Genomic DNA, 11,274 nt, shown 5'->3' with positions numbered 1-11,274 from the left:
TCGACCAGCGGCAGCACGCGGGCCGGGGCCAGCGCGGTAGCCACCACGGTATCGAACCGGGTATCGCCGGCCACGCTCACGCGCTTAATGCCCGCGCCACGCAGCAGCCGGGCCGACGCCTCGTTCTGCGTGAAAATGTGCGCGAACCGCGACAGTATTTTCCGGAAGAACCCGCCCCAGGGCTTGAAAAACACCTGCTCGGGCCGGAAAATGGCCGACACCACCACCGCCGGAATCCGGCGCTGAAACGCTTCGTTCAGGAAGTGGTACCAGAACTCGTACTTCACAAACACCACCAGCCGGGGCTGCACGGCATCCAGAAAGGCGCGGGCGTTGGCGCGGGTGTCCAGCGGGAGGTAGAAAATGTAGTCCGCCCCCGGCCAGTTTTTGCGCACCTCGTAGCCCGAAGGCGAGAAGAACGTGAGGACGACTTTGGTGCCGGGATGGGCCTGCCGGTAGGCGTCAATCAGCGGGCGGCCTTGTTCAAACTCGCCCAGCGAAGCGCAATGGAACCACACGCGCGGCGCCGTATCGGCCCCGATGGTCTGGCGGATGTGGGCCAGCAGGCCCTGCCGGCCGGCTACCCAGGCGGCCGCTTTCGGCACAAACGGCGCTAACAGCCGCAGCAGCAGGCCGTACAGGCCCAGGGCGATATCGTAGAGGAAAAGCAAGCCCCAAAATTACGCCATCGGCGCGCAGAATGCCATTTTGTTTGCGACTACGCGTTTTTGTCGGCCTCCCAGTCTACCGGGCAGCTTTCGCCGTTCTTCTCATAATACTGTAGCGCGTCAATCATGCGCAGGGCTTCGGCGAGGCTGCGGCCCAGCGGCCGGTCATTCACGAGCTGGTGGCGCACGATGCCGTCCTGGTCAATCAGAAACAGGCCGCGGTAGGCCATTGGCGAGCCTACATAGGTCATTTCGCCCTCGGGCGTGTAGTCGTAGTGCCCGCCCAGCACGTCGTAGTTGGCCGAAATGGTTTTGGTGGTGTCGGCCACCAGCGGGTAACGTACGCCGCAGATGCCGCCCTTGTCGCGCGGCTGCAGCTGCCAGGCCAAGTGGGCATACTGCGAATCGGTGGAGCAGCCCACCACGGCCACGTTGCGCTTTTCAAACTCTTCCAGCCGGTCCTGAAACGCAAGAATCTCCGTCGGACACACCTTGCTGAAATCGGCTGGGTAGAAATAAAACAGCACGTGCCGCTTGCCCAGGTAGCGGTCGAGCGAAAAGTCTTCTTCAATTTTGCCATCGACCACCGCGCTGGCGCGGAAGGAGGGAGCCCGTTTGCCTACGAGAACTGCCATGGATTGTAATGTGAAAATGGGGAGATGTGAGAATGGCTTGTCGTGAGTATTATTTGCGGATACGTAATAGAACTGAAAATGCGGTATTGTCGGTCATTTTCACATTCTCGCATCTTCATATTCTCACATCAGTAAATTACCGCCCCTTAAACGCCGGCTTGCGCTTCTCCACAAATGCCGCCATGCCTTCCTTCTGGTCTTCGGAGGCGAAGGTGAGGTAGAAGTTCTTGCGCTCGAAGTGCAGCCCCTCATCGAGGTGCGTCTCAAACGCCCGGTTCACCGATTCCTTGGCCAGGCGGGCGGCTACGGGGCTCATGCCGGCAATGGTGGCGGCCAGGCGGTAAGCTTCTTCGAGGTACTGGCCCACGGGCACCACCCGGTTCACGAGGCCCACGCGGTGCGCCTCCTGCGCCGAGATGAACTCGCCGGTGAGCACCATTTCCATCGCCTTGGCCTTGCCCACGGCGCGTGTCAGGCGCTGCGTGCCGCCGGCCCCCGGCATGGTGCCGATGCGGATTTCGGGCTGGCCGAACTGTGCCGTTTCCGAAGCCACCAGCATGTCGCAAGTCATGGCCAGCTCGCAGCCGCCGCCCAGCGCGAAGCCCGACACGGCCCCAATCAGCGGCTTGCGGAACTTGCGAATTTGGTCCCAGGTGCTGAATTGGTCCACAATCAGCATATCGATGGCCGTTTTGCCGGCCATCTGCTTGATGTCGGCCCCCGCCGCGAAGGCTCGCTCGTTGCCGGTGATAATGACCACGCGCACTGCGTCGTCCTCGTCCAGCGCCTTCAGCGCATCACGGACTTCGAGCATCAGCTGCAGGTTCAGGGCGTTCAGCTCCTTGGGGCGGTTGAGCTGGATGAGGGCCACGCCGGGGCGCGCCTGGGGCGTTACGAGAATGAATTCCATGCGGGTGGGAAGTAGCGCGGACTCATAGTCCGCGAGTTAATGGTTAGTCTGAAAGAATCGCGGACTAAAAGTCCGCGCTACGGTCGTTAGGCCGCGCACACAAACTGAAACGTGCCGCGCGTGCGCTGCTCCAGCAGCAGCCGCTTGCCCTCGGTGAGCTGCGCGATGCTGGCCGCCGTGTAGTTCTTGATGGTAAACAGCATCAGCCCCGTGTTGTAGTGCAGCACAAACTGTTCGCGCAGCAAATCGAGCAGCTGGTGCACCCGCCGCTGCGAAAAATCGACGCACACCGAGAAGCTGATGGCCGAGTTCTGCATTACGTTAATCTTGAGTTTGGCTTGGGCCAGCGCCGCGAAAATCACCGCCAGGTTCTCCTCCGAGATAAACGAAAAGTCCTTGCTGGCGAAGGAGAGCAGGCACTGGTCCGTCTTCCGGATGAAGGCCGGGGCCAGCGCCGGGTGCTGGCAGTCGTGGATGAGCGTGCCCTCGGCGGCCGGGTCCAGAAACGACTTCACGCGCAGCGGAATATTGCGGTCGGCCAGCGGCTTCAGCGTTTTGGGGTGAATGACCGACGCGCCGTAGTAGGCCATCTCGATGGTTTCGCGGTAGCTGATTTCGGGGTAGCGCACCGTGTCCGGAAATATCTTGGGGTCGGCGTTGAGCAGGCCCGCCACGTCTTTCCAGATGGTGACGGCCTCGGCCCGCAGGCAGTAGGCCAGAATGGCGGCCGTGTAGTCAGAGCCCTCCCGGCCGAGGGTGGTGGTGCGACCGTCGGCGGTGCCGCCCAAGAAGCCCTGCGTCACCACGATGCCGGTTTTCAGCAGTGGCGGCAGGGCGGTGGTCACTGCCTGCTCGGTGGCTACCCAATCAACTTTTCCCTCGCGCCAGTTTTCATCGGTGCGGATGAGCGTCCGGCAATCGAGCCAGTGTACTTTGCCAAACCAGGCCAACAGCTTCGCAATCAACGTCGAGGCCAGCAGCTCGCCGTAGCTCACCACTTGGTCATACTGCTCGTCGTAGTCGCCCTGCGGCTGCACCTGCTGTAAACGCTGTTTAAGTTCCTGAAAAAGCTGTGAAACAGGCCGGTATACCGTTTCGCTACCTAGGTCGTCCTGCACAAGCCCGAATATCGTGGCCGTGTGGTAGCGGTGCAGTTGCTCCAGCAACTCGGTGTAGTCCTGGCCGGTGTAGGCGCGCTGAAAGATGTCCTCAAGGGCATTGGTTGTCTTGCCCATGGCCGACACCACAATCAGAAGCGGTTGGCCTTTGCCATGCGTCTGCACAATTTCCCGAAGGTTGTTGATAGCCGCCGCATCCTTCACCGATGCCCCGCCGAATTTGTACACCTGCACTTTTTCCATGGCCGGCAAAGGTAGGAGCGCCCGCAAGCATCGCCTAAAACTTTGCCGCACAAAACCGGCGAAGGCGCGGTTTGCAACCGATTGCGCTTGCCGGACGGTAACTTTACGGCCCCCGGCGAGTAGCTTTGTGCTGCGTTCCCACCTCGCCATTTCGCAAGCACCCCCCTCTATGGACCACAATAAACTGGCCCTGCCCGTCGGCACTACCCTCGACCGTTTCATCATGCGCAAGCAGGAAGATTTTCCCTACGCCACCGGGGAGCTTTCGCAACTGCTGCGCGATATCGCCCTGGCCGCCAAGATTGTCAACCGCGAAATCAACCGCTCCGGCCTCATCGACATCGCCGGCGCCTACGGCAGCCAGAACGTGCAGGGCGAAGACCAGCAGAAGCTCGACGTCATCGCCAACATCCGCTTCATCCGCGCCCTGCGCAACGGCGGCGAAGTCTGCACCATCATCTCCGAAGAAGATGACGAGATGATTCAGACCGGCAACAACCAGGGCAAATACGTCGTCGCCATCGACCCGCTCGACGGCTCGTCGAACATCGACGTGAACGTGAGCATCGGTACCATTTTCAGCATCTACCGCCGCGTGTCGCCCACCGGCCGCGAGGGCACCGCCGCCGATTGCCTGCAGCCCGGCACCCACCAGGTGGCCGCCGGCTACGTCATCTACGGCTCCAGCACCATGATGGTGTACACCACCGGCAACGGCGTCAACGGCTTCACCTACGAGCACTCGCTGGGCGAATTCTTCCTCTCGCACCCCGACATCCAGACCCCCAAAACCGGCAATATCTACTCCATCAACGAAGGCTCGTCCGACTCGTTCTCGCCCGGCGTGGCCGCCTTCGTGCAGCAATGCAAAGACCAGAGCTTCTCGGCCCGCTACATCGGCTCTTTGGTGGCCGATTTCCACCGCAACCTGCTTAAAGGCGGCATCTACGTGTACCCCGCCACCGCCAAAAACCAGAATGGCAAGCTCCGCCTCATGTACGAGTGCAACCCTCTCGCCTTCATCGTGGAGCAAGCCGGTGGCAAAAGCAGCAACGGCCGCCAGCGCACCATGGAAATAGAGCCCAAAGTGCCGCACGAGCGTTGCCCCGTCTTCATCGGTAGCAAGGAGCTGGTCGAGCAAGCCGAAGCCTGCCTGGCCCGGGAAGCCGTGGCAGCCGAGGTGAAGTAACGCTTGGTCATGCCGAACGCAGTGAGGCATCTGGAATAATCTGCCCCCAACCGTTTCCCCAGATGCCTCGCTGCGCTCGGCATAACAACCCCACACGAAAAAGCCGCTCCGGAACCCCGGAGCGGCTTTTTGCATCTTGCAGATACCCGAAACTACTCGGCTTTCTTGCGGCTTTTCTTGGCCGGTGCGGCCGCCTCGGGGTTGCCTTCGGCTTTGGGTGCTTCATCGGCAGCGCCAATCACGCCGCCTGTGCTCAGGGGCTCGCCGGCGGCGGGCTCAGTGGCTTTGGCCGCTTTGGGTTTCTTGGCCTTGGGAGCTTCTTCGTCGGCAGCAGCTTCGGCAGCGGGCGTCGCGGCCTTTTTGGCTTTCGCTTTCGGAGCGGGCGCCTCCGTAGCTTCGGCGGCGGGCGTTTCCTCGGCGGCCGGAGCCGTTTCAGCAGCCACGTAGGGGCGGTGCTTGCTCACGATGCCGTACCACGAAGCCAGCTTCTTGATGTCGGACAGGTACACGCGGTCGCGGTCGTAGTCGGGAATCACGCCAGCCAGGAAATCGGTCAGCTCCTTTTCGTTCGACTTGGCCGTGACGGCCAGCGAAGCACCGTGCTTTTGGTAAATGCGCTCGAAAACTTCCGTCAGCGGCACGGTTTCATCGGCATCCTGGGTGTAAATCGAAATTTCCGACAGCAGCGACACCTTGTTGCGGGCCGGGGCCAGCGTGCGGGTGGCTTTCTCGTCGAGGCTTTCGACGAGCACGCCGTGGCGCGCGGCGCGCACCAGGCGGTACAGGCCGGGCATGCCGCTGATGGCGGCCAACTCTTGCAGTTCGTAGGGCATTCTTTTAGGAATGAAATGATGTGAAAAAGAGGAGTGAGAAATAAAAAACGAACACTGCCCGCGGGCCACGTGTCATTTCCTATTCCTCACTCTTCGGGGCAAAATTACACAGGTTTATTGTTCCGTCGCGTTCGAGCCCGTCACGCCCAGCTTGAACACGATGGGCAGGCTGGCCCGGATGGGCAGCTCCGGCTTCTTGAACTTGAGCAGGCGCGCCACGCGCAGGGCCTCTTCGCCGGTGCCGCCGCCCAGCTGCTTCACAATGCGCATGTCCTGCATTGTGCCATCGGCATTCAGTTGAAAGCTGATAATGCACTGGCCCTGAATGCGGTTGCGCTTGGCGATAGGCGGGTAGTGCAGCTCTTTGGCAATGAACTCGTACATGGCGGCCTGGCCGCCTTCGTAGTACTCGGCCACTGGAATGGTTTTGCCCACCGAGCCTATGCCCGTGCCTTGCTCGGCCTGGGTTTTGGGGGCGGCGGGGGTTTGAGCCAGCGCCGGAGCGGCGGCAGCTAGCAGCAGGCCCAGGGCCAGCGGCGCAATTGCGGAAACGTGTTTAGCAAACATATAGAATGGGAGAGAGGGGACAAGAAAAAAGCCTGAACGCCGCCAATTAGCCGGCCGCGCGCCAAGGGCAATTACGGGGCCAATTTACGCTCCGGCGGCGGCTTCTCCCTGCCATTGCTCGTTTACTTCGGCAATAAAACCGAGCACCTCGTCGCGGCCCCGCGCACTTTCGGCCGACGTAATAAAATAGCGTGGCAACTCATCCCATATTTCGCTCATTTTGGCCAGATAATCGGTAATCAGGTGTTTGGTTTGCGCGGCAGACTGTTTGTCGGCCTTCGTGAAAATCATCACGAACGGAATGCCTTCCTCGCCCAGCTTCTCCATAAAGGCCAGGTCGACCGCCTGCGGCGCGTGGCGCGAATCGATGAGCACGCACACGCACATCAGGTTGGGCCGGTTGCGCAGATAGTAATTAATCATCTTCGTCCACTCGGCCCGCGACGATTTACTGACTTTGGCGTAGCCGTAACCCGGTAAATCGACCAGAAACCAGTCGTCGTTGATGACGAAATGATTAATTAATTGCGTCTTGCCCGGCGAAGCCGAGGTTTTAGCCAGTCCGTTGCGGCCCGTGAGCATGTTGATGAGCGACGACTTGCCTACGTTGGAACGGCCGATAAATGCGTATTCCGGCAGCGTGGGCGCCGGGCAAAGGTCGGCGCGGGAATTACTGGTCAGGAAACGGGCGTCACGGATAAGCATCGAAAACAGGCACTAAAGATGAAAAACAGGGGGCGCAAAAGTACGTCTTCCCACGGCGTCGGGCCGGCTGTTAAAAAAAACAACGGTTGCCTGCTATTTCCTTGATGCTTCTATATTTGCGCGGTTGCCCAGTTTTGCTGCCGGGGCCGACGCCTCGCATCAGCATGCATTCCAAATGGCTCTAAAACCCTCGTTTTGCCGGTTTCGCACACAATCAGTCTATCTTTGCCCGCCAGGAGGAGCCGCACAATCGCCGGTTCCGCACCTCCGTAGACGGTTACCTTCGGCGCAATTCGGCATTAAGGCCTAACCCTGCGGCATTTTTTCAGTATAAGCCCAAAAATGCCCGCGGCGGCGGCAGCCCATTGGGGCCGCATTCTCTTCTATAACCCCTTCAGAAATTTCTTTTTTCTCAAACCTCTCCTCCAATGGACAACTTATCCAGAAGGTTACTGCAAGCGTCGTGCGCCGTTGCCCTCACCGCCTCCGTGGCTGCCCCGGCTCAAGCGCAAAGCACGCGCAAAGACCTCAAGACCGGCAACAAGTTCTTCGAGCAGGAAAACTACCGCGCTGCCATTCCTTATTACGAGAAGGTGCTGGCCAAAGACCCGAACAACGCCAAAGCGCTGTTCAACGCGGGCATCTCCTACATGTCGTTCGACAAGGAAAAGGCCAGCGACTACATCTATAAAGCGCAGAAGCTGAAGCCGAAGGTGTCGAAGGACGTGGACTACTGGCTGGGCCGGGTTGACCACCTGAACTACAACTTCGACGAGGCCATTGCTCACTACCAGGCCTACAACGCCACGCTGAAGAAAAACGACCAGCGCAAGGACGAAATTGCTCAGCTGATTGCCCACAGCAAGAACGCGAAAGTGCAGTTCAACTCGCCCAAGGACATCTTCGTGAAGAACCTGGGCCCCACCATCAACACGCAGTACTCGGAACACAGCCCGGTTATTTCGTCGGATGACAAGCTGCTCATCTTCACCTCGCGCGGCGAGAACGTGACCGGTGCCAGCGGCAGCGTGAGCGACAAGAAAAACAAGAGCGTAGCCGCCGACGGTGAGTACTACGAAGACATCTTCGAAGCTACCCGCATCGACGACGAGAACTGGCAGAAGCCCCGCTCGCTGAGCGGCGTACTGAACGGCAAAGGCCACGACGCTTCGATTCAGCTGTTCGACAACGACACGAAGATGCTGATGTACCGCAACGACAACAACGGTGACATCTTCGTGACCGATAAGTCGGGCGGCGACTGGACGGCTCCCAAGCCCCTGGATGGCAACATCAACTCGAAAGCCTTCGAGTCGGATGCTTTCATCACCCCGGACGGCCTGACCATCTACTTCTCGACCGGTAAGTTCTCGGAAGACGGCACGCTGGACCTATACACGGCTACCCGCTCGGCCATTGGTTCGGACTGGGGTACGCCCCGTTCGCTGGGTGCCAACATCAACACCAAGTACGACGACGACAGCCCGTACCTGAGCAAAGACGGCAAAACGCTGTACTTCTCGTCGCGCGGCCACAACACCATGGGCGGCTACGACATCTTCAAGTCGGAGTACGACGAAGCCGGCCGCAAGTGGGGCCCGGCCCAGAACATGGGCTACCCGGTGAACACGCCGGACGATGACTCCTACTACCGCCTGAGCCCCGATGGCTCGTACGCTTACCTGAGCTCGTACCGCATTGGTGGCTACGGTGAGAAGGACATTTACACCATCAACTACATCAAAAACGCCAACATCGTTGGTAAGGTGTTCTCGAAGCGCGACAGCACCACGGTGATTCCCGGCGTGGAGCTGGTGTTCAGCGGGAAGCAGGCCGACCAAACGGCCCTGAGCTTCCGCGACGTGACCAAGCCCGATGGCGGGTACCAGGTGGCCGTGCTTTCGGGCCGTACCTACCAGGTGGCCGTGAGCAAGGATGGTAAGAACATCGAAACGCAGGAGTTCCCGGTGCCGGTGTCGACCAACGACTCGACCACCATCACCAAGAACTTCTACGTGGACTACGTTGATACTACGACCACTGGTCCTACGGCGTTCAAGAATATCTACTTCGATACCGACAAGTACAAGCTGCGTCCGGAGTCGATTACTGAACTGAACAATATCAGCAAAGTGCTGATGGCGAACACCGGGATGAACATTTCGATTGAAGGCCACTGCGACTCGCGCAATACCGACGAGTACAACATGGTGCTCGGCCAGAACCGCGCCGATGCCGCCAAGAACTACCTCGTGAAGCAGGGCATTGCCGACTCGCGCCTGACCACGGTGAGCTACGGCGAGCGTCGTCCGGCCGCGCCGAACGATTCGCCCGAGAACATGCAGCTGAACCGTCGTGACGAGTTCAAGGCCGTACGTGCTGAAGGCTCGATGGGCACGGGTACCGGCATGACCGGCACTGGCGCTACCGGCACCAGCACGATGGGTACTTCGACCACGACCACCACGACCACTGCTGCTCCGCTGACCCCCGGCAAGAGCAAAGTGAAAATGGCCGACGGCACCAAGGTGAAAACCAAGGTGGACGAGGATTCGGACAAAGTGAAGGTGAAAACCAAAGGCCCTGCCGGCGAGAAGTCGAAAACCGTAAGCAAAGACGGTGAAGTTGACGCGAAGGCCAAGGACGCCACTGGCGAAAAAACCAAAGTGAAGGCTAAAAACTAATTCGGTTTAGTCGCCTTTACCCACGGGGAAGCGGGCCGGGCACCATGCCTGGCCCGCTTTTTTGTGGCCTCTGCGCTCAGGCAGTGGCATTTGCCGCCGGGCCTTAACAAACCATTGGGTTTGGGCGTTGGAGAGAGACAATTTTTCCGTTTCACTACCGTTCTTTGCGCCCCACATGGCTGTCGTACCCTACAAAGACAATTCTGCTGACAAGAAATCGCAGGTTGCCCAGATGTTTAACTCCATCGCGGGCAAATACGATTTCCTCAACCACTTCCTGAGCGTCGGCACCGACATCTACTGGCGCCGCAAGGCCGTGGATGAGCTCAAAGCACTGCGCCCGGCCCGTATTCTGGACATTGCCACCGGCACGGCCGACTTCGCCATCGAAACGCTGCGCGCCGCTGCACCCGATGCCCAGGTAACTGGCGTCGATATTTCGGAAGGCATGCTGGAGGTGGGCCGCCGCAAGCTGGCGGCCAAGGGCCTGGGCCACCGCATCCGGCTAGAACTGGGCGACTCGGAAAGCCTGCCGTTTGGCGACGGCGAGTTTGATGCCGTGACGGCTTCGTTTGGGGTGCGCAACTTTGCCCACCTCGAAAAAGGCCTTGCCGAGATGCGCCGCGTGCTGCGGCCAGGCGGCAAGCTGGTGGTGCTGGAGTTCAGCAAGCCCACGGCATTTCCGCTCAAGCAAGCGTATAATTTTTATTTCAGCCGGGTGCTGCCGGTTTTTGGCAAGATAATTTCCAAAGACCAGTCGGCATACACGTACCTGCCCGAATCGGTGCAGGCATTTCCGGATGGCCCCGATTTCCTGGCGATTCTCGCCAAAGTCGGCTTCAAAGAACCTGCATGGCAACCCCTCACTTTCGGAATCAGCTCCATTTACACGGCGCACAACTAATGCGGCTGGCCCTGGTGGCCGGCTTGGTGGCCTTACTGCCCTTCGGGGCGCAGGCGCAGCGCAAGGCCCGCGCCCGCGTGAGCCGCAACTCCAAAGGCGTGGTAAAATCGGTGACGGTGCAAAACCTGCCGGCTTATGACGAGCGGTGGTTTCACCCGGGCATGTACCTGAGCTTCTCGGGCTCAAAATTCAACATCGAGCAGTCGGATTATTACGTGGCCAACAAGTGGGTCACGGCCAACTCTGTTATCAGTCCCAGCCTGGGGGTGGGTTTTATTGGCGATGCGCGGCTGGGTGGGCCGGAGTCGCCGTTCATCCTGCGCTTTGCGCCGGGCGTGAATTTCCAGACGCGCAGTGTGGAGTTTCGGCCCATCGGCTACCCTCAGCCCGACTCTATCGTGACGCAAAATATTACGTCGACGGTTATCCAGTTTCCGCTGCTGCTCAAGTATCAGTCGGACCGGCGGCGCAACGCCCGCATGTACATGATTGCGGGGCTCAATCCCTCACTCACGGCCACCAACCGTCGCAACGACCCGCTGCACAACGTGCTGCGTGCCGAGGGCAGCGACCTGACGCTGGAATACGGCGTAGGCCTGGAGCTGTTCTACCCGCTGTTTAAGCTGGCGCCCGAGGTGCGCTTTTCGCACGGCCTGAAGAACCTGCTGGTGCCGCGCAACGATGTGTTCAGCCGCAGCCTGCAGTACATGAGCACTAACGCGGTGACGCTGTACATCAACATTCAAAACTAAAATCCGGGTAGTCGGTAGTGGGTATTCGGTAAGCGGACGAAAACAGTCTGCTTACCGAATACCCAC

The 11,274-nt window shown here is 59.7% G+C and carries 11 protein-coding genes; 4 read left to right on the top strand and 7 right to left on the bottom strand.

Annotation, left to right across the window (positions count from 1 at the left end; translation table 11 throughout):
• The 4 genes from ACYVDE_RS06865 to ACYVDE_RS06850 all read right to left on the bottom strand — a co-directional run.
• On the bottom strand, positions 1–671 hold a 671-nt coding region (locus tag ACYVDE_RS06865), incomplete at its 3' end, for a 3-deoxy-D-manno-octulosonic acid transferase (RefSeq protein ID WP_460500744.1).
• 47 nt (positions 672–718) lie between these two features.
• Complete coding sequence (locus ACYVDE_RS06860; protein WP_460500743.1) at positions 719–1,303, bottom strand: peroxiredoxin; 585 nt, start codon at positions 1,301–1,303, stop codon at positions 719–721.
• Between the two features lie 136 nt (positions 1,304–1,439).
• Positions 1,440–2,213 (bottom strand): Clp protease/crotonase-like domain-containing protein, encoded by a 774-nt coding sequence (locus ACYVDE_RS06855; protein WP_460500742.1) that lies wholly within the window; start codon positions 2,211–2,213, stop codon positions 1,440–1,442.
• A gap of 86 nt (positions 2,214–2,299) precedes the next feature.
• Positions 2,300–3,574 (bottom strand): amino acid kinase family protein, encoded by a 1,275-nt coding sequence (locus ACYVDE_RS06850; RefSeq protein ID WP_460500740.1) that lies wholly within the window; start codon positions 3,572–3,574, stop codon positions 2,300–2,302.
• A gap of 169 nt (positions 3,575–3,743) precedes the next feature.
• Between ACYVDE_RS06850 and fbp the strand changes: the two genes are divergently transcribed.
• On the top strand, positions 3,744–4,763 hold the full coding sequence (gene fbp, locus ACYVDE_RS06845) for a class 1 fructose-bisphosphatase (RefSeq protein ID WP_460500739.1): 1,020 nt from the start codon (positions 3,744–3,746) through the stop codon (positions 4,761–4,763).
• 152 nt (positions 4,764–4,915) lie between these two features.
• Here fbp and ACYVDE_RS06840 read toward each other — a convergent pair whose 3' ends face one another.
• From ACYVDE_RS06840 to yihA, 3 genes are all read right to left on the bottom strand, one after another.
• Positions 4,916–5,596 carry a DUF5606 family protein gene (locus tag ACYVDE_RS06840; RefSeq protein WP_460500738.1) on the bottom strand — a complete coding sequence of 227 codons (681 nt, stop codon included), beginning with the start codon at positions 5,594–5,596 and terminating at the stop codon, positions 4,916–4,918.
• A 114-nt stretch (positions 5,597–5,710) separates the two neighbouring features.
• Complete coding sequence (locus ACYVDE_RS06835; RefSeq protein ID WP_460500737.1) at positions 5,711–6,163, bottom strand: energy transducer TonB; 453 nt, start codon at positions 6,161–6,163, stop codon at positions 5,711–5,713.
• An 84-nt stretch (positions 6,164–6,247) separates the two neighbouring features.
• Positions 6,248–6,868: a GTP-binding protein gene (gene yihA, locus ACYVDE_RS06830; protein WP_460500736.1), complete on the bottom strand. Its 621-nt coding sequence runs from the start codon at positions 6,866–6,868 to the stop codon at positions 6,248–6,250.
• 428 nt (positions 6,869–7,296) lie between these two features.
• Between yihA and ACYVDE_RS06825 the strand changes: the two genes are divergently transcribed.
• From ACYVDE_RS06825 to porT, 3 genes are all read left to right on the top strand, one after another.
• The gene (locus ACYVDE_RS06825) at positions 7,297–9,552 is read left to right on the top strand and encodes an OmpA family protein (protein ID WP_460500735.1); all 2,256 of its coding nucleotides are present in this window, start codon (positions 7,297–7,299) and stop codon (positions 9,550–9,552) included.
• A 175-nt stretch (positions 9,553–9,727) separates the two neighbouring features.
• The gene (ubiE, locus tag ACYVDE_RS06820; RefSeq protein WP_460500734.1) at positions 9,728–10,456 is read left to right on the top strand and encodes a class I SAM-dependent methyltransferase; all 729 of its coding nucleotides are present in this window, start codon (positions 9,728–9,730) and stop codon (positions 10,454–10,456) included.
• Complete coding sequence (gene porT / locus ACYVDE_RS06815; RefSeq protein ID WP_460500733.1) at positions 10,456–11,208, top strand: porin family protein; 753 nt, start codon at positions 10,456–10,458, stop codon at positions 11,206–11,208. Before ubiE ends, porT begins: the two co-directional genes overlap by 1 nt.
• Positions 11,209–11,274: the final 66 nt, after the last annotated feature.

Source organism: Hymenobacter agri (assembly GCF_054778495.1).
The sequence above is the reverse complement of the archived record's forward strand: the minus strand, read 5'-3'. Positions and strand labels throughout refer to the sequence as shown.